Here is an 18,045-nt window from a genome sequence, read left to right as displayed (position 1 = left end):
GGTCCCTCTACTCCCCTTCGACCCGCATGATGCCGGCGATGTCACGGACGATGTCCATACCGCGCAGATCGGCGACGGTCGCCGCGAGCGCGGCGTCGGTGGCGGTATGGGTGACGATCACGAGTGTGGCATCCCCGTCCCGGCCCTGTTGACGGACCGTGTCGATGGACACGTCGTGCTGGGCGAACACCGCGGCCACCTGGGCCAGCACACCGGCTCGGTCGGCGACGTCCAGGCTCAGGTGGTAGCGGGTACGGGCGATGCCCACCGGCTGCGGGGTCAGTTGGGCGTACGCCGACTCGCCGGGCCCGGTCGCGCCGGAGAGCTTGTTGCGGCAGACCGCGACCAGGTCGCCGAGCACCGCGCTCGCGGTCGGCGCGCCACCGGCCCCGGGGCCGTAGAACATCAGCTGTCCGGCCGCCTCGGACTCGACGAAGACCGCGTTGTACGCCTCGCGCACCGACGCGAGGGGGTGCGAACGCGGGATCATCGCCGGGTGCACGCGGGCACTCACGCTCTGCCCGTCGGCGCCGCGCTCGCAGATCGCCAGCAGCTTGACCACGCAGTCCATCGCCTTGGCACTGGCCACGTCGGCGGCGCTGACCTCGGTGATGCCCTCGCGGTAGACGTCGGCGGCGGTCACCCGGGTGTGGAAGGCCAGACCGGCCAGGATCGCGGCCTTGGCGGCGGCGTCGAAGCCCTCGATGTCGGCGGTGGGGTCGGCCTCGGCGTACCCCAGCGCGGTGGCCTCGTCGAGCGCCTCGGCGAAGCCCGCGCCGGTCGAGTCCATCCGGTCCAGGATGAAGTTGGTGGTGCCGTTGACGATGCCCAGGACCCGCTCCACCTTGTCCCCGGCGAGCGACTCGCGCAGCGGACGCAGGAGCGGAATCGCGCCGGCCACGGCGGCCTCGTAGTAGAGATCCACACCGTGTTTCGCGGCGGCGGCGTGCAGGGTCGAGCCGTCCTCGGCGAGCAGCGCCTTGTTGGCGGAGACCACCGAGGCGCCGTGCTCCATCGCGGACAGGATCAGGCCGCGGGCGGGCTCGATGCCGCCGATCACCTCGACCACGACGTCGATGTCGTCGCGTTTGACCAGTTCCACGGCGTCCGTGGTGACCAGCTCGGGGTCGATGCCCGCGCGCTCGCGCCCGGCCCGGCGTACCGCCACGCCGGCCAGCTCGATCGGGGCCCCGATTCGGGCGGCGAGGTCGGTCGCGTGCGTCGTCATGATGCGGGCCACTTCGGAGCCGACCACACCACAACCGAGCAGCGCCACCTTCAGCGGCTGCGTACGCATCATCCGACCTCACTTCTCGAAGACAAAGGTTGTCCGAGTCTGCCGTCCGGGGAATTTCCGGAGTCGGGCAGTGCCGACAAGTGTCGCTCGGATCATTCTCCGAACCAGGGCTGGTCCAGGATCCGAGACGACAATTCTTGCGGCCTCGCATGCCGGCCACGGGATTTTCTCCCGAGCCCGGGGGCCGCCGCCTGGCGACCCCCGATCGTTCCGTCGTTCTTGTTCCGGTGTTCTTTTGTGCCGGTGCTGCTGCTGTGGTGCCGGTGCTGCTGTGGTGCCGGTGCTGCTGTGCCGGTGTTCTCGCTTGTTCCGGTGTTCTCGCTCCGGCGGGGTCTTGCTCCGGGATTCCGCTCCGGGGCTCTCGCTCCGGGGTTCTCGCCCCGGCGGGGATCTCGCCCCGGCGGGGATCTCGCCCCGGCGGGGATCTCGCCCCGGCGGGGATCTCGCCCCGGCGGGGATCTCGCCCCGGAGTCTTGCTCCGGGCTCGGTTCCGGCGTTCGTGTGCGTTCTGGTGTGTGCGTTTTCGTGTGTGTCTTTTCGTGCCGAGATGCTCTCGTACGGCGGTCCCGGGTGTGGGCGTTCAGCCGATGTCGAGGCGGAGCAGGTCCTCTTCGGTCTCGCGCCGCACGATCACGCGCGCGCTGCCGTCGTGGACCGCGATCACCGGCGGGCGGGTCACGTGGTTGTAGTTGCTCGCCATCGAGCGGCAGTAGGCGCCGGTCGCGGGTACCGCGAGCAGGTCGCCGGGGGCCAGGTCGGCGGGCAGGTACGCGTCCTTGACGATGATGTCGCCCGACTCGCAGTGCCGGCCCACCACGCGCGAGAGCATCGGCGCCGCGTCGCTCTCGCGTGAGACGAGCGTCACGGTGTACTCGGCGTCGTAGAGCGCGGTGCGGATGTTGTCCGACATGCCGCCGTCCACGCTGACGTAGGTGCGCAGACCCTCCAGTGGCTTGATCGTGCCCACCTCGTAGAGCGTGAACGTGCCGGGCCCGGCGATCGCGCGGCCGGGTTCGACCGACAGCCGGGGCGCGGCCAGCCCGGCGGCGGCGCATTCGCGGCGCACGATGTCCAGCAGCGAGGCGGCGATGATCGCGGGCGACTGCGGGTCGTCGGCGGAGGTGTAGGCGATACCCAGACCGCCGCCGAGGTCGATCTCGGGGAGTTCGACGCCGTGCTCGTCCCGGACCGCGACCAGCAGGCCGACCACGCGGCGCGCGGCGACCTCGAACCCGGCGGTGTCGAAGATCTGCGAGCCGATGTGCGAGTGCAGGCCGATCAGTTCGAGCGAGTCGAGCTTGCGGATCCGGCGGACCGCCTCGGCGGCCTGGCCGTCGGCCAGCGAGAAGCCGAACTTCTGGTCCTCGTGCGCGGTCGCGATGAACTCGTGGGTGTGCGCCTCGACGCCGACGGTGATCCGGACCAGGACCTTCTGGGTGACGCCGCGCCGGTCGGCCAGGAACGCCAGCCGGCTGATCTCCTCGAACGAGTCGACCACGATCCGGCCGACGCCCACCTCCAGGGCGCGTTCCAGTTCGGCGCTCGACTTGTTGTTGCCGTGGAAGGCGATCCGGGCCGGGTCCATGCCCGCGGACAGCGCGACGGTCAGTTCGCCCGCGGTGCACACGTCCAGATTCAGGCCCTCCTCGGCGATCCAGCGCACCAGCGCACGACACAGGAATGCCTTGCCTGCGTAGAACACGTCCGCGCCCTCGAACGCCTCGCGCCAGGCGCGGCAGCGGGCCCGGAAGTCCGCCTCGTCGAGGATGTACGCGGGAGTACCGAACTCGCGGGCGAGCTCGCGCACGTCCAGGCCGGCGACGGTGACCACGCCGTCGGCGCCGCGCTCGGCGTTCGTGGGCCAGATCTTCGGGTCGAGCAGGGTCAGGTCCTCGGGCGCGATCGGCGGTGCGCCGTCGGGCAGGACGTCCGCGTGGCGGGGACCGGCGGGGTGGGCGGAACGGCTCATGTCGTGGTGCTCCCCGGGGGGTGTGGGCGTCGGTGTGGGTCTTTTGCGGGGCGGGTGCGGCGGCCGGCGGGCCGGGAAACACCGAAGGCCGGGCATCCGCCCGGCCTTCGGCCTGTCGCCTGCGTTGTGACGATCCGTCACATGCGCTCGGGGGCGGACACCCCGAGCAGGGCGAGGCCGTTGGCCACCACGGTTTTCGCGGCTTCGGCCAGCCACATTCGGGCGTACGTCAGGTCGGTGACCTCTTCCTCGCCCTTGGGCAGGATCTGACAGTGGTCGTAGAAGCGGTGGTACGTGCCGGCCAACTGCTCCAGGTAGCGCGCGACATGGTGCGGCTCGCGCATCTCGCCGGCCTTGGCGACCACCCGCGGGAACTCGCCGAGCATGCCGAGCAGGTCGGACTCCCACTCGGTGGACAACAACTCCGGCGTGAACTCGCCCTTGACGATCCCGCGTTCGGCCGCCTTGCGCTCGACCGAGGACATCCGCGCGTGCGCGTACTGAACGTAGAACACCGGGTTCTCGTTCTTGTGCGACGTGAGGATGTCGATGTCGAGGGTGATCGTGGAGTCGGTGGACGAACGGGCCAGCGAGTAGCGCGCGGCGTCGACACCGATCCACTCGACGACGTCGTCGATGGTGATGATGTTGCCCGCGCGCTTGGACATCCGGACCTCTTCGCCGGCGCGCATCATCTTCACGAACTGGCCGACGATGATCTCGATGTTGTGCTCGGGGTCGTCGCCCGCGCAGGCCGCGATCGCCTTGAGCCGCCCGACGTACCCGTGGTGGTCGGCGCCGAGCATGTAGACGGCGACCTCGTTGCCCCGGTCGCGCTTGTTCAAGTAGTACGCGGCGTCGGAGGCGAAGTAGGTCTTCTCGCCGTCGGACTTGATCAGGACCCGGTCCTTGTCGTCCCCGTAGTCCGTGGTGCGCAGCCAGATCGCGCCGTTGTCGTCGTAGACGTGGCCCTGCTCGCGCAGCCGCTCGATCGCCTTCTCCACCGCGCCGGACGCGTGCAGCGTGGTCTCGGAGAACCACACGTCGAAGTGCGCGCCGAAGTTCTCCATCGAGCGCTGGATCTCGGCGACCATCAGCTTGAGCCCGGTGGCGCGGAAGACCTTCTCCTGCTCGGCCTCGGCCAGGCTCAACACGTCGGGACGCTCGGCGACGATGTCGGCGGCGATGTCGTTGATGTACGCGCCGACGTAGCCGTCCTCGGGCACGGGGCGCTCGTTCGCCGCCGCCATCAGCGACTTGCCGAACTTGTCGATCTGCACGCCGGCATCGTTGATGTAGTACTCGGTGGTGACGTCGGCGCCGGACGCGCGCAGGATCCGCCCGAGCGAGTCACCGACGGCGGCCCAGCGCACCCCACCGATGTGGATCGGCCCGGTCGGGTTCGCCGAGACGAACTCCAGGTTGATCTTGAGCCCGTCGAACGCGTCGTTGCTGCCGTACGCGGCGCCGGCCTCGACGATGCTGCGGGCCAACTCGCCCTGGGTGGCCGTGTCGAGCGTGATGTTCAGGAACCCGGGGCCGGCGATGTCGACCTTGGCCACACCGGTCGCCTGCGCGATCCGCGCGGCCAGCAGCTGGGCGATCTCCCGCGGCGGCCGCTTGGCCGGCTTCGCGAGCTGCAACGCGATGTTCGTCGCGTAGTCCCCGTGCTCGCGGTTCTTGGGTCGCTCCACCGTCGTGCTCTCGGGCACGGCAACGGCGAGCTCGCCCGCCTCGACGGCGGCACGAACCGCGGACAACACTGACTGCGAAAGCTCTGCGGGGGTCACGGGGACAAGGGTAGGCGACCCGCCGACCAACCCGCCCGGCGGGCGGCGTAGGTCATTCGGGTGACACTTCCGAAGCCGGCTCCGGCTCGGCCCGCACTCCTGCCGCGGCTCCTGCTTCCGCTCGCGGTGTCGCTCCCGCTTCCACTCCTGTTGCGGCTCCCGTTCCCGCTCCCGCTTCCTTTCCCGTTCCCGCTTCCTTTCCCGATCCCGTTTCCGGCGACAACGCCCGCACCAACCGAATGAGCTGCTCGGGATGAAACGGCTTCGTCAAATACCCGTCCACGCCCACCGCCCGAGCCCGCGAGAAGTCCTCGTCCTGGGCACAGGCACTGATCATCAGGATCTTCAACCCACTGGTCCGAGGATCCGCCCGCAACCGAGCAGCCGTCCCGATCCCATCCAGATGCGGCATCACCACATCGAGCGTGACCAGATCCGGCCGCACCTCATGCACGAGCCGCAAGCACTCCTCACCATCCCGAGCAGTGCTCACCACAAACCCCTCCAGCCGCAGATTGACCGCGATCAGCTGCCGAATCACCTCGTCGTCATCCACGACAAGCACCCGCGCCGCCTCACCACCAATCCCGCCCACGCCAGTGAGGTTAGGCCCCCCACACCCACCTCGGGGCCCGATCCGCACATCTCATCCCGCACCTCCCCCGCCCCCTCCCTCCAACCCCTTCGCAACCCACTCCCCAGAGCTGGTAATGTTCACGTCACCCGAGCCCCTGTAGCTCAGGGGATAGAGCAACGGCCTCCGGAGCCGTGTGCGCAGGTTCGAATCCTGCCAGGGGCACGTACTGGTCAGGGTGTGTAAGTGTGACTTGACCAGCAGGAACAGAAGCAATGAAGGCCCGGACTCAGTCCCACTGAGTCCGGGCCTTCATCGTTGTGTAGCGCTGTTCGTGCCAGACCTGTGCCAGAGCCTGTCACTCGTCGTGAGAGTCCTTCAGGGCCTGCTCGATCCTCTGGTTCGCCTGCTCCTCCACTCCGTCGATGCACCCCTCGTAGCGCCGATGGATGACTTCGGGCGAATTGCCTGCCCTACGGGCGACTTCGGCCACCGGCACCCGGGCATTCAGCCAGCCGGTGATCGCGGCGTGGCGAAAGTCGTACGGCTTTCCCGCCAGGATCGACTTCCGCCGGTCGGGCGGCAGCGCCAGTGTGCGAGCCTCCTCCCACACACGCCAGTAGGTGGAGGTCCCCACCAGGTCACCCCGCTCGTTCCCGAACATCCGGCCCTCCTTGGCGGTGCCGAACTCCTTGAGATGGGCCTTCAGGATGGCCACCAGAACCGGAGGGATCGGGACCGGTCGATCGGCGTTCGCTTCTCGCGCCTTGAGACCTCGGGCGTCGTGCCGCTCGCCGGAGTCGGTCCATTGCTTCCCTGATACCGGCCGCGTCTCTCGGAGGGTCAGGGTGCCCCACCCCTCCTTGGGGAGGTGGCAGTCGTCCTCTTTGAGACCCACCGCTTCGGCGGGCCGGAGTGCGGCGTAGTACTGGACCGCGAAGAACGCCACCAGGCGGCGCCCCTTCTTGCGGTTCCACGAGCCGACGTACGACACGGCCGTGAGGATCTGCCGGGCCTGGACCGGGTTCGGGAGCACGCGGCGGTCGAGCGCGGACACGGTCTTGGGCGCCGCCCACTTCAGGCCCTTGAGGGGGTGATCGGTCAGAGCGCCGGTTTCGAGCGCGTACTCGACTGCGGTGTTGAGGCCCCGCCGTCGCCGCTTGACCGTCTCGGCAGCCGCCGGTTTGCCATCGAGCTTGTGCGTCAGCCTGTACTGAACGTCGCGCACGATCGCCGGATCGGCGAGGTCCGACACAGGACGGGCGTGCTTGGCGAGCCACGCGTGAGCGGACCGGAGCCCGTCCGGTATGTCGTCGTCCTCCTGCCCCGGTACGACCATCCACCGGACCACGCCACGGATCGCGGTGGCCTTCGGCGCGCCGGGCGAGTCGTCCACCATGGCCAGCGCCACGGCGGCCAGGCTGTCGGCGATCCCCTCCCGGGTCTTGGCCGCGAGTGACTTCCACCGCGCCTTCAGGTAGGCCCGGCAAAACTCCGGCCACAGGACGTCCCCCGGGGACGTCTTCACCTCGGTCACTTCCGTTTCGGCTTCCGCGCGGGCCTTGGCCCAGTACTCGGACTCCGGAAGGCCGGACGCGATGTGGAACGGCTCACCGCGGCGCATCGCCTGCCACAGCTCCGACCGGCGGCTGTCGGCAAGAGGCAGCGTGGCGAACGACTCCCCCGTCTTCACCCCGCCGACCTTCCAGCGCAGCCGATGCGGCGCGGACTTGCTCGGTGCCTTGCTGACCCCCCACAGCCGCACGTTGAAGGAGAAGCCCTCGGGGACGGCACGTCCGTTGTTCGCCGTTGCTCCGTTGGTCACGCGGCCTCCTCGTGCGCGGAGAGCCAACGAACCAGTTCGGACCGGCGCACGCGCACGCTGCCGTTGGGGAGCTTGATGGACTTGGGCGCCTTACCGGTCTGGCGCCACCGGTAGTAGGTGGAACGCGGGACGCCCAATTCCTCGATCACCTGCGGGATGGTGAGCATCGGGTCACGACTGACGGTCACGGGTTCCTCCCGGTCCGAGCGGTGGTGGCAGGCGGTGCAGGGTTCGATGTCGGGGTGCTGGGGTCGGTCCACGGGATGACCCCGGTCGCGGTTGGGCGGCGCGCGGCGAACTCCCTTGCGGGCCAGCGGCGCCCAAGGCGAGTAGGCAATCCCGGCCGCGCTCTCACGGCGCGCAACCGGGGTGTGTGAGGTGTCCTGCGGCGGTGTCCGCAGGGTCAACAGGGTCGCCGCACGTGGCGCAGAGCAGGTAATAGCCAGAGATTGGCCGCATTCCAGCGTCCACAGGGCCCGCAGTGTCCGGCGACCCGTGTTTCCCCTGGTCAACGCCGTCCAGTACTTCGGACACTGCCGTCGCAGCAGTGTCCGGGGCGGTGTAGGTAGCGTCCGCATCGGTGTTCTGCGGACGCTGGCCGCCCTGGGTGTGGACGCTGGCGCGCACCATTGTGTCCGTCGGAAGCGGCAGGTCAGCGGGGGTAACGGACGCTGTGGACGCGTTGGACGCTGTCTTGCGGACTATCTCTGGACACGTGAGTGTGATGAGTCGGTGGCGGTGCCGGTCCAGGCTTCGCGCCGTGTCGTCGTAGGTGATTCCGATCGACCGGAACAGCGGTGCCAGGCGTCGGAGTTGCCCGCCGGCCCGGGTGGCGTCCTTGGGCCACTTGGGGTGGTGCGTCTCGGGCGGCGGGATAAGGTCGAGCAGGTGCGCGGTGGTGCCGGTCCACGCGCCATGGGTCTCGATGAAGTGCGCGACGGCGGACCCGAACGGGTCGCCCTCCAACGCGTCGGCGGCGACACGTTGTGACGAAGCCACGTAGTTGTCCAGGGTGCTCCACCCCTGGACGGCGTCCACCGCGGCGAGCACCCGGGCGTAGTCGGCCATGCGCGGCATGCGCTCCAACCGCACGTCGGGCAGCACGCGCAGCACCTCGCACAGCAGGTCGAGCAGTGCCGCGAGCACGTGAGGACGCGCGGCGGCGTAGGTGCGGTCGAGGTCTTCCTCGCTGCGGCGGTGCTGTTCCTCGATCAGTTGAAGGTCGAGCATGAGGAGGCGTTCGGCCAGGTCGCCAGCGAACGCCCCGGCGTCGATGGTGGTCATGGCCAGCACCCGGCGGAACGTGAGCACCACGACGTCGTCATCGGTGTAGAGCGCGCGGTCCACGATGCCGTCGCCGGTGACCGCCTTGCACAGCGTGTCCGAGAGCCACGGCGGGATCGTGGACACGTTGTCCAGACACAGGGCCCAGGAGTTGAACGCCTGTGTGGCCCAGGTCTTGACGTCGCGCGGTTGGCTGCGCTTGGTGGCGGGTGAGGCGTCCACGAGGCCGATGACCAGCTGCGCGGCCTTGGACTTGCCGGTGCCCTGTTCGCCCTTGAACGTCAGGACGGGGTGCGGGATGTGCGGGATCCACGCCGCGATCAGCCATGCGACCAGCTGGTGGAACGTGGTGTCGTCCATGTTGAGCAGGTCCCGCAGGTGCGCGAACCCGGCGTCGTCGCTGATGGGTTCGGGCATCGGGGACATCGCGCCGGAGCGGCGGAACAGGACGGGTGCCCGTTCGGCGACGTGCCACCCATCGGGTTCGGCGATCACACACCGTCCGTCGGCGGTGCCCAGGTCGATGACGACGCGTTCGGCGTCGCCGGCGACCCGCAGGTGGACGGGTATCGGGTCGGTCGCCGCGGCGATGCCTTCGAGCACGGTCATGGCGTCGGCGAGCGCGGACTGGGAGGGGACGTTGCCGCCGTTGGCGTCGGTGAACCGGCGGGCCAACTCGGCCCGCAGGCCGGCTTTTCCGCGCAGGGGCATCGCGATGTTGGGGCCGTTGCGGCGCACGCCGTACGGGCGGGCGTCCTCCGACACGACCAGGTCGAACGCGGCACGGGCCAGGGACACGAGCGCGGTGGCCTGCGAGGGGCCCTTGTCGCCGCTCACGGTCGCTCCCCTGCCCCGGCGGTGCGGCGCCCGCTCGCGATGGTGCGCTGCGCGCCCGGCGCGGGGTGTCCGGCCTCCACGGCGGCGGCGAGCAGTTCGTCGGCGGCGGTGTCGGGGTCGATGCGCGGATCGGCGAAAGCCCGGCAACTCGCCCAATACAGGCGGTTGTTCAGCTGCCCCTTCGGAGCGTTGCGCACGAACCCCGCCAACGCCCCCACTTCACCTGATCCCGCCCCGCGTTCACCCTTGGCCTGGCGCTGGGCGGCTGGCCGAGGACGAAGCATCAGGTCGAGCAGGGCCGCGGGGAGGGTGGCGAGCGGCCCAGGGTCGATGTATGCGTACCGGCCGCGGTCGGTGCGGGAGCCGGGGCCGATCAGGTAGCCGCCGGTACCGCGCACGTCGATGCCGGGACCCAGCCTGCTCGCCGAGTTGGTCACCCGTGCCTCGGCCGGGGCGGCGAACCACAGGTGCAGCCCGCCCGAGGGGGTTGTCACGGTGACGGTGTCGGGGACGGTGAAGCCGTGCCAGGCGGCCAGGTCGGCGAGCGCGGCCACGCCGTCCAGGCCGTTCTTGCGATCGAGGTCGAGGCCGATCAGGTGGTACGGGGGGCGTCCGCAGGCGATGCCGTAGCCGTGGGCGCCCGGAGTGGCCGCGAACAGGGCACGGACGCGCCGCGGGTCGGGGGTGGCGTCGTGGACGCCGTGCCCGAACCGCCCGCATTCGCCGCGGCACACGGTCGAGGTGTCGGGGTGCGCGGTGGGGATGGCCGGGGTCTTGGTCGCGGTGGTGGGGAAGACGGCCATGCCCCGGCATTCGGCGGTGGCGAGCGCGGCGGCGCGCACGGCCTGCCACATGGGGTGACGTGTCGTGAAGGGCTGGGAGGTGGAGCGGTCAGGCGTCATGCTGGGGTTCTCCTGTCTGTCGGGAGAAGGACCGGGTGCCCGGCGACTTGGTGGAAGGCGGGCACCCGGTCCGGCACGGTCAGAACGGCGGTTTGTCCATCGCGTCAGCCCCGGCCGCGGTGCGGGTGGTGCGGTGGATGTCGGCGGTGGCGTGCTTGAGGCTCGCGCCGATGTCCTCGATGTCCAGTCCATAGCCGCTGCGCACTCCGTCGGCGGTCTGCATCTCGAACTGACGCAGGACCCCGGTGGCCACGACCCGCGACCCCTTGGTCAGGGAGGTGGTGACGTTCTCGGCGAGGGTGCGCCAGGCCGAGCAGCGCAGGAAGAGGGTGTCGCCGTCGCGCCACTCGCCGGAGGGCTTGTCGTAGACGCGGGTGGTGGACGCGACGGTGAACGCTGCGCGGGCCACTCCCGCAGTGGTGTGGGTGAGTTCGGGGTCGGCGCACAGGTTGCCGACGATGGTCACGGTGGTGCTTCCGATGGGCATCGCGGTGCCTCCTAGGCGGTCGCGTGCGGGGTTTCGGGGTCGGTGAGGCGGCCCCAGTGGGTGCCGAGGATCTCGGCGTCGGCGGCGATGGGAACGCCCCGATACGTGCCGGTCATGGCGGCCGTGAGCAGGTTGCGGACGTGCTCTGCCTGGTCGGTGGGGACGTGGACGATGACTTCGTCGTGGACGAACAGCCACAACCACTCCCCCGGCATCCCCCGCGACACGATCAGGTCGTGGACGGCGGCGACCAGCAGGTCGCGGGAGGTGGACTGGATCGCGTAGTTCCCGTTCGCGTACGGCCGTTCCGGATCGGCCGGGATACGCCGTCCGGATCCGGTGACCACGACGGGGAGTTCGGCGATGGCGCGCCCGTAGCGGACGACGTCCGGGTACGCCCGCCGCCACCGGTCGATCACGCCCTTCGCGGTGGTGACGGGCACGCCGGTCTGTGCGGCGAGCGCGCGAGCACCCCCGCCGTAGATCGTTCCGAAGGTCGCCCGTTTGCTGATCGTGCGCTGTTCCTTGGTGAAGTCGGGCCCGTACATCAGCTCGGCGGTGGCGTCGTGGATGTCCACCCCGGAGGCGATGACACCGGTCAGGATCGCGTCGCGGCTGAGGGCCGCGGCCACCCTGATCTCCACCTGTGCGAAGTCGCAGGCGACGAGGGTGTGTCCGGGGTCGGCGCGGAAGCAGTGCCGTAGGCGCGGGTCGTGCTTCTTGAGGGTCTGGAGTGCGGGTGCGGTCACGGACATGCGGCCGGTGCGGGCCCGCAACGTGTTGATCTGCGGATGCACCCGTCCGCCCGGATCTGCGGCGGCCAGAAAGCCCTTCAGGTTCGACAGGGTGTTGGACGTGGCTGCCATCGTCCGGCGCGCGGCGAGTATCCGTGTCGCTTCCTCGGAGACGGCTAGGTGCCCGGCATCGACTTCCTCGGCCAGGTGATCGAGGACGTCCCGGGTGACCTGCGGTCGGCCGGTGGCCGTGCGCGGCAGCTCGGTGCCGACGTTGTCCGCGACCCAGGCGGCGAACTTCGGGCTGCCGCCGGGGAATCCCAGTTCGGCCTCGATCAGCGCGGCCGCGGTGGTGTGCTCGGTCCGGACCTGGTCGAGCAGGTTGCGGGTGTAGTCGACGTCCAAGAGCAGGCCGCGGGCGGTGATGCCGACCGATTGTGCGGACAGCCAGTGTTCGACCGGTACGAGGTGGGAGAACGGTGCGCATCGGGCGAGCAGAAGCGGGAACAGCCGTCGGACGTAGACCGCGTCCAGCCCCGCGTACACGACGTATGCGGGGTCGTCGGTGGGGATGTTGTTCCATCCCCAGGTCAGGGCGGCGTCACCGGCCCGGTGTCCGGTCGGGGCGAGCGAGCGCATGCGCTCATACAGCGCCTCCCTGGCAGTCACCAAGCCGTCGTCCAAGTGCCGCAGGGTCAGTTCCTTCAGCCCGTGGCCTGCGCGTTCGTCCGGGTTGACCAGTTTGGACAACAGGTGTGTGTCGGCGACTCGATAACCCAGGTCGATGCCGAGGTGGGCGCGGATGGCAAGGGTGTCGTAGGTGGTGTGGGTGACGAACCTGCGTGCCGGGTCGGTCAGCACCGTACGGATGGCGGCGTGTTGCTCGGGCACCGCCGGGTCCAGAACCCACGCGGCGGTCGGGGTGCCGAACTGCACGAGACGCACGGCGCTGTCGGGGCCGAAATGGCCGGGTCCGCCGTTGACGATCGCGCGGGTCTCCACGTCCAGCCCCAACACGGGGTCGGAGCGGGTGAACGCGAACCACGCCTGCACGTCGAAGGCTTCGTCCCGGCCGGGCGCATGGATCCGAACGTCCTGCATCCCGCAGGGGTGGGTGTGGACGCTCACGCCGCTTTCCTTCCACCCTCGTCGTGCGTGGGTTGGGGTACCGGCGCCGCCGGGTGTTCGCATCGCGGGCACTCCCACAGGAGCGGGATCGTGCCCAGGGCCATCGGGGTGCGGCATCGCGGGCACGCCGGGGCCACCGGCGGCGGGAGCAACGCCGACAGCCACCCGAAATCGCTCGGCGCCGCCGAACCCGCAACTGACGCGCGGACTTCGGCAGGCACACCGGTCAGCTCGGCATGCTGCTCGGCTGTGATGAGTCCGAGTTCGAGCCACCGGTCCAGCGGGTCCGCCCCCTCCCCCGGGGCCAGCGCGCACGAGGAGCACAGCCGTCCGCCGGGGCCCTTCTCGCCGTCGCCGTCGGGTGTGCCGGGCGGTGGTTTGCGGCCCCACCGGCAGCCTTCGATCCCGGCCGCGTTCGCCTCGCGCTCCAACGCACGCAGGGGTTCGGCTGCGTGTGGGTAGAAGAACTCGATCTCTTCGAGTTCACCGGGCTTGGCGTAGGCCCCACACAGGCACTCCGCCGACATGTGCAGGTGCTCGGTGACCTCGTTCAACGGCAACGCCCCGTCGAAGCACAGCCGGTGCGGGGCGTGGGTGTGGTCGCGGGCGCAACGGTGCAACGACCGGTATTCCTTTATGTGTTCGTTGGTCCAGTGCACGAGCGGGGATGTCCAGACGATCGCGCCGTCGGGGTCGACGGCTTCCGCGTTGCGCCATCGCCGGTCGCTCTCGGCCCAGCGCATGCCGCCCAGGAAGGCCACCTTGCGCGTGCGCCCGTGGGTGCCGACGACGCTGCGGCGGAACCTCATCAGGGGTTCGTCCTTGAGGTGGCGGTACATCCACCCGGTGCCCGGGCGGGCCGGGGAAGCCGCGCCAGACGGCGCGTTTGCCCGCGTTCGGCCCGGTGGAGGCGATGACCCGGCCCATCACCAGGTCCGCGTAGCTGTTCTTCGGTCGCAGCTCGTGCAAGCGCTCGCCCCACGCGGCGGCGACGTCGCGCACGTGCTGCGACGTCTCCGGCACACCCGTGCCGGTGTTGACGTGCAGGACCCCGTCATAGCGCCCGCGCAGCAGGTGGCCCACGATCACGCTGTCGTTCCCGCCGGAGAACAGCCAATACATCCCCACGATCGGGAACGAGGCCATCACCCCGTCGATGATCTCGAACGAGCGGGCAATCGCGTCGTCCAGCGAACGGCCTGCCCAGTCCGCCGCCTCCTCCGGGGCGGCCTTCGGCGGGCGCCTGCCGATGTCGGTCCCGGCCGGGGTGATACCCGGGTCCTCCTCGGTGACGTGCGCCGGTGCGGCTTCGGTCGTGAGGGTGTCCGTCATGATTCCTCCTCGGGGTGCGCGGGCCCTGTCAGGCGAGGTGGCGTTCGGCGGTGGCGCCGTGGGTGGTGGAGTCGAGGAGCGGGCGGTGCACGTCGCGGTGTGCGATCACGATTGCCGCGCAGCCGTCGGTAAGGATCTCGGCAATGTGGCGGGCAACGGCAACGCTGCGGTGCCTGCCGCCCACGCATCCGCAGGCGATCGTGATCGGGCCGGGGACGGTGTGGGCCAGGTCGTGCGCGGCGAGCGCGGTCACTGCGGCCAGGTCACGTACGCCGGGGGTGTCGAGGACGTGCGCGTAAACGTCGTCGTCCAGTCCGGTCCGCTGGCGCATCTGCGGGTCGTGGTGCGGGTTGCGGAACCGGCGGCGCAAGTCGAGCGTGATCTCCGCCTCGGGCGCGGGGGCGTACCCGTAGCCGAACGAGACGATGCGGATCATCCGCTTGTAGGGATGTGTCGTCATGCCGGGGTCTCCTGCCTGCATGGGTCGACCGGGTCGGCCGTCCTCCACGACCCCGGGCGTGCACGGTCCGGGGCCATGGGGAGCGATCGAGGGTCAGGCGAAGATGCCGCTGACTGCCTGGACTCCGGCGGTGACGACCTGGTCTCCGGCCTGCGCAGCGGTCAGCGCGATGGCGGATCCGGCGAGCATCACCCCGGCGACGAACGCGACCAGGGCGATGCCGACGGTGCGGCGGCGGTGAGCCCAGATGCCCACCAGTACGGCGAGCAGGATGCCGCTGCTGATGCTGAGGGCGGTGCCGCCCGCCGTTCCGGTGCGCGTGGTGTTCTCCCCGGCGGCGAACGCGGCCGAGACGGGGGCGATCAGGGTCAGGAGGGTGGCGGTGGTCAGGACGGTTGCCGCGCGTCGAGCCTGGGTTCGGACGGGGGTGCGCATAGGTGCCTCCGTGGAAGGTGTCGCGGGCGATGGGCAAGTCGTGCACCCACGGCCCGGCCGCTCACCTCTGTGGGCGAGCGGCCGGACCGTGCGGGCACGGCGGCGGACCGCGTCATCGGTCGTCCGGGCGGCGCGCGGTGCCGAGGAGGCGGGCGCCCAGGCGCGGGCGCAGGCCCGTCCCCCGGCACCGGCGGCAGCGCCGCACCGCGCACAGCGGCCTGTTGGGCGGGTGGTGGTGAAGGTCGGCACCGGTGCCCGCACACCGGCGACACCGGCCCAGCGGCGCGAGGCGGCACGCGATCGCGTAGCCAACCCCGAGAGCGAGCAGGAGCAGGACATCGGCGACGGTCATGGGACTTCCTTTCGGTGATTGGGGGTTGAGCGGGGCGGCGGATCGAGGGCAAGGTGAAGCGCCCCGTGGTCCGCACCGCGGCAGGATCTGCACTCGACGCGGTGACGGTGTGTGTGGAAGCCGTGTAGGCCTACACGGCCCAGACCCAGACCCGCCGGAAAGGCGTCATGGGGCCCACAGCGCCCCGCGAGGGGGTTTGTTCGGCGATGGCCCGTGTAGGCCTACACGGCCTACACGGGCAGGTCAGGGGCCTACACGGGGCCTACACGGAGCGTGTAGGCCTACACGGGTGTGTAGACCCCCGTGTAGGCCCTCTTGTGTAGGCCTACACGGGACTCGCCTGTCACGCCCGGTAGTTGGCGATGGCCTTGGCCAGGGTCACGGCGTAGAAGCCGGGGCGGGCCTGGCCGGAGATGCGGACGGTCCCGGCGCCGGGCCGGTTGACCCCGACGGTCCGCATCAGGGCGCCGAGTTCGTTGCCGAGAGTCTGCGCGTCCATGCCCAGCGCGTCGGCCAGGTCGGCGGTGTACATCCGCCCACCGGCCTCCTCCAAAGCCTTGTGGGCGCGCACCAGCAGATCCGGCGCCGCGTCGCCCGTCTCCTCGCGGGGACCGGTGGCGCGGTCGCCCCACTGGGTCGGCCCGGTCTGGGCCAGGACCCGCTCGAACGCCTCGTCCTCTCCGCCGGGCCCCGCGGGAGACGCGCCATCCAGGCTTTCGCGGGCGGCGTCCATGAGCGCGGCCATGGACGCCGCTCCCACCGACCCGCCGCCGGGGGCGGGGGCCTCGGCGGGCGCCGCCGGGGCGCTCACGTCGGTCGAGGGGGCGGCGCTCGTGTCGGGGACGCTCGAACCGTTGCGCGGCGGTCGGAGGACCTTCACATCCGTCCACGGACGGGTGGTGGGCGCGAGGGACTTGCCCTTGAACAACTGGGGCAGGACCCGCGCCCAGCGCGAGGCGTAGTAGCGGCCGGGGACGGTGTCGACGGTGATGGCGTCCAGGGTGGGGCGGCGGTCGGCGAGCGCGACGGCGAGGGTGTCGATGCGCAAGTTGCGCAGGCGCTCGGCCTTGAACGGCCTGGGCTGGATAACGGTGCCGGTGGCGTCCGGGTAGGAGACGAACCCGGAGCCCTGGACCCGCGCGGCGCGGGGGTCCAGGCGGGTGCCGCCGTAGGGGAACAGGTGGGACAGCTCTTCGGGGTCGGAGACGCGCATCCCGATGCGGATCCGGGACTGCTTCTTCATCGCCGGGGTGGACACGTCCATGGTGGCGCGAAGGCCGACGCTGAACTCCCGGAAGCGTGTCGCGCGGCCGACGTTGATCACGGTGTTGAGCTTCTCCAGCAGCGACGGCGACAGTTCCGCGATCTCGTCCGCGATGATCAGGATTTCCGGGACGTCCGGGGAGACGGGGATCTTGTCGTCGTCCACGGACGACATCAGGTCCTGGTAGCCGGTCTTGCGGGCGTTCATCCCGGCGATGGCGATGTCGAGCATGATGTGCGCCTCCTCCTCGGTGGGCGCGACGTAGTCGATGACCGGGCGCTTCGCGGTGCCGTGCAGGGCCCAGGCGCGCAGCCACGGGAGGGAGAGCCCGGCGCCGGTGGTGTCGATGTGCCACACCAACACGTCGTTGGCCTTGAGGACCTTGCCGGTGATGACGTTGGTGACGTTCGTCTTCCCGGAGTCGGTCTGGCCCACGGTCAGACCGCACGAGTCCAGGACCGAGAACTGCACCGGGGTGCCGTCGGGGTGCCTGCCGATGGAGATCGGGTTGTTGATCGTGGTGACTTCGAGGTCGTCCTCCGGGAAGGGGATCTCGGTCGCCAACACGTCCACGAGGGTGACCCTGATCAGCACGGTTCCGTGCTCGCTGCCCTCGGTGATGTCCACGCCGCCGCCGCGCGGCAGCTTCAACGCCCCGGCCAGGATCCGCGCGGCGTTCGACGGCATCTCGTGGGTGCCAGGGGGGAGTTCGACCATCACGGTGTAGCCGATGTCGCCGGGCCAGGGCTTGACGCCCGGCACCCGGTGGCCCTCCATCCGGAACAGGGTGGTCAGGCGTTGGTGCCACTCGGCGGACATGCCGTTGGCCCACCGCTGGATCAGCGCCGCCGCCTTGCCCTCGCGGGCGCTCTGCTCGCTGTGGGCCAGGCCGTTGGCGAGCACGAGCCCGGCGGTGGCTCCCGCGCCCCACCAGCCGAACGCGTGCGCGGTGAACGCCGCGTCGCCCGCGACCGTGGCCGCGGTCCACACCCCGCCGCCCAGCCACGCCGCGGCGCGGGCGAGCGTGTGCCCGGCCGGGCGACGGCGCCGCAGATCGGCGACCGCCTGGGCCACCGCGCCGCTCCCGGCGACCAGCCCGGCGTACATCGGCGGAAGCCCGGTGGCCGCGCCGACCGCGGCGACGCTGTACGCGCCGCCAGCGACCAGGGCAGCGCCCATGACCGGGGTCGTCTCCCACGTCCAGTCCACACCGGACGCCTCACTCGTCTTGCCGCTCACGGTGGATCTCCGTTCGGGTCGTCACAGTCCAGGGAAGAGAACGGCCCGGGGGGGGGAGGGGGGGGGGGGGGGGGGGGGGGGGGGGGGGGGGGGGGGGGGGGGGGAGAGGGGGGGGAGGGGGGGGGGGAGGCGAATC

15 protein-coding genes and 1 tRNA gene are annotated in these 18,045 nt (G+C 70.7%); 1 reads left to right on the top strand and 15 read right to left on the bottom strand.

Annotated features, from left to right (window positions below; translation table 11 throughout):
- Positions 1-7: 7 nt before the first annotated feature.
- From ACZ4FV_RS39360 to ACZ4FV_RS39345, 4 genes are all read right to left on the bottom strand, one after another.
- Entirely contained in the window at positions 8-1,300 is a 1,293-nt protein-coding gene (locus ACZ4FV_RS39360; protein WP_395866014.1) for a homoserine dehydrogenase, read from the bottom strand.
- 577 nt (positions 1,301-1,877) lie between these two features.
- Positions 1,878-3,266: a diaminopimelate decarboxylase gene (lysA, locus tag ACZ4FV_RS39355; RefSeq protein ID WP_465325456.1), complete on the bottom strand. Its 1,389-nt coding sequence runs from the start codon at positions 3,264-3,266 to the stop codon at positions 1,878-1,880.
- Between the two features lie 137 nt (positions 3,267-3,403).
- On the bottom strand, positions 3,404-5,056 hold the full coding sequence (gene argS, locus ACZ4FV_RS39350) for an arginine--tRNA ligase (RefSeq protein WP_465325454.1): 1,653 nt from the start codon (positions 5,054-5,056) through the stop codon (positions 3,404-3,406).
- Between the two features lie 52 nt (positions 5,057-5,108).
- A complete protein-coding gene (locus tag ACZ4FV_RS39345; RefSeq protein ID WP_465325452.1) occupies positions 5,109-5,651 on the bottom strand; it encodes a response regulator transcription factor in 543 nt (180 codons plus the stop codon).
- A 132-nt stretch (positions 5,652-5,783) separates the two neighbouring features.
- On the opposite strand from ACZ4FV_RS39345, the gene ACZ4FV_RS39340 reads away from it, so the two are divergent.
- Positions 5,784-5,855 (top strand) — tRNA-Arg (locus ACZ4FV_RS39340).
- A 133-nt stretch (positions 5,856-5,988) separates the two neighbouring features.
- Here ACZ4FV_RS39340 and ACZ4FV_RS39335 read toward each other — a convergent pair.
- The 11 genes from ACZ4FV_RS39335 to ACZ4FV_RS39285 form a co-directional block, all read right to left on the bottom strand.
- Complete coding sequence (locus ACZ4FV_RS39335) at positions 5,989-7,455, bottom strand: tyrosine-type recombinase/integrase (RefSeq protein WP_465325451.1); 1,467 nt, start codon at positions 7,453-7,455, stop codon at positions 5,989-5,991.
- Positions 7,452-7,622 (bottom strand): helix-turn-helix transcriptional regulator, encoded by a 171-nt coding sequence (locus ACZ4FV_RS39330; protein WP_465325473.1) that lies wholly within the window; start codon positions 7,620-7,622, stop codon positions 7,452-7,454. Before ACZ4FV_RS39330 ends, ACZ4FV_RS39335 begins: the two co-directional genes overlap by 4 nt.
- Before the next feature lie 184 nt (positions 7,623-7,806).
- Positions 7,807-9,576 (bottom strand): ATP-binding protein, encoded by a 1,770-nt coding sequence (locus tag ACZ4FV_RS39325; protein WP_465325446.1) that lies wholly within the window; start codon positions 9,574-9,576, stop codon positions 7,807-7,809.
- On the bottom strand, positions 9,573-10,478 hold the full coding sequence (locus tag ACZ4FV_RS39320) for a bifunctional DNA primase/polymerase (RefSeq protein ID WP_465325444.1): 906 nt from the start codon (positions 10,476-10,478) through the stop codon (positions 9,573-9,575). The genes ACZ4FV_RS39325 and ACZ4FV_RS39320 overlap by 4 nt, the downstream gene beginning before the upstream one ends.
- A gap of 79 nt (positions 10,479-10,557) precedes the next feature.
- Positions 10,558-10,965: a single-stranded DNA-binding protein gene (ssb, locus tag ACZ4FV_RS39315; RefSeq protein ID WP_465325442.1), complete on the bottom strand. Its 408-nt coding sequence runs from the start codon at positions 10,963-10,965 to the stop codon at positions 10,558-10,560.
- 11 nt (positions 10,966-10,976) lie between these two features.
- Positions 10,977-12,827: a DNA polymerase gene (locus ACZ4FV_RS39310; RefSeq protein ID WP_465325439.1), complete on the bottom strand. Its 1,851-nt coding sequence runs from the start codon at positions 12,825-12,827 to the stop codon at positions 10,977-10,979.
- Positions 12,824-13,636, bottom strand: a complete 813-nt coding sequence (locus ACZ4FV_RS39305; RefSeq protein ID WP_465325437.1) for a hypothetical protein — start codon at positions 13,634-13,636, stop codon at positions 12,824-12,826. Before ACZ4FV_RS39305 ends, ACZ4FV_RS39310 begins: the two co-directional genes overlap by 4 nt.
- A 551-nt stretch (positions 13,637-14,187) precedes the next feature.
- A complete protein-coding gene (locus ACZ4FV_RS39300; protein ID WP_465325435.1) occupies positions 14,188-14,619 on the bottom strand; it encodes a RapZ C-terminal domain-containing protein in 432 nt (143 codons plus the stop codon).
- A 93-nt stretch (positions 14,620-14,712) separates the two neighbouring features.
- Positions 14,713-15,054, bottom strand: a complete 342-nt coding sequence (locus tag ACZ4FV_RS39295) for a hypothetical protein (protein WP_465325433.1) — start codon at positions 15,052-15,054, stop codon at positions 14,713-14,715.
- Between the two features lie 112 nt (positions 15,055-15,166).
- Positions 15,167-15,406, bottom strand: coding sequence for a hypothetical protein (locus ACZ4FV_RS39290; RefSeq protein WP_465325431.1), 240 nt, complete (start codon positions 15,404-15,406; stop codon positions 15,167-15,169).
- 343 nt (positions 15,407-15,749) lie between these two features.
- On the bottom strand, positions 15,750-17,909 hold the full coding sequence (locus tag ACZ4FV_RS39285; protein WP_465325429.1) for a hypothetical protein: 2,160 nt from the start codon (positions 17,907-17,909) through the stop codon (positions 15,750-15,752).
- Positions 17,910-18,045: the final 136 nt, after the last annotated feature.

The sequence above is a fragment of the Embleya sp. NPDC025285 genome (assembly GCF_055558835.1).
Note: the sequence above shows the minus strand (reverse complement) of the source record. Positions and strands in the feature narration are given on the sequence as shown.

Bases quoted from the DNA above. Each gene is read 5' to 3' on its own strand.
- ACZ4FV_RS39360 (WP_395866014.1), bottom strand. From the start codon at position 1,300: ATGATGCGTACGCAGCCGCTGAAGGTGGCGCTGCTCGGTTGTGGTGTG.
- lysA (WP_465325456.1), bottom strand. From the start codon at position 3,266: ATGAGCCGTTCCGCCCACCCCGCCGGTCCCCGCCACGCGGACGTCCTG.
- ACZ4FV_RS39330 (WP_465325473.1), bottom strand. From the start codon at position 7,622: ATGCTCACCATCCCGCAGGTGATCGAGGAATTGGGCGTCCCGCGTTCC.
- ACZ4FV_RS39320 (WP_465325444.1), bottom strand. From the start codon at position 10,478: ATGACGCCTGACCGCTCCACCTCCCAGCCCTTCACGACACGTCACCCC.
- ssb (WP_465325442.1), bottom strand. From the start codon at position 10,965: ATGCCCATCGGAAGCACCACCGTGACCATCGTCGGCAACCTGTGCGCC.
- ACZ4FV_RS39305 (WP_465325437.1), bottom strand. From the start codon at position 13,636: ATGAGGTTCCGCCGCAGCGTCGTCGGCACCCACGGGCGCACGCGCAAG.
- ACZ4FV_RS39300 (WP_465325435.1), bottom strand. From the start codon at position 14,619: ATGACGACACATCCCTACAAGCGGATGATCCGCATCGTCTCGTTCGGC.
- ACZ4FV_RS39295 (WP_465325433.1), bottom strand. From the start codon at position 15,054: ATGCGCACCCCCGTCCGAACCCAGGCTCGACGCGCGGCAACCGTCCTG.
- ACZ4FV_RS39290 (WP_465325431.1), bottom strand. From the start codon at position 15,406: ATGACCGTCGCCGATGTCCTGCTCCTGCTCGCTCTCGGGGTTGGCTAC.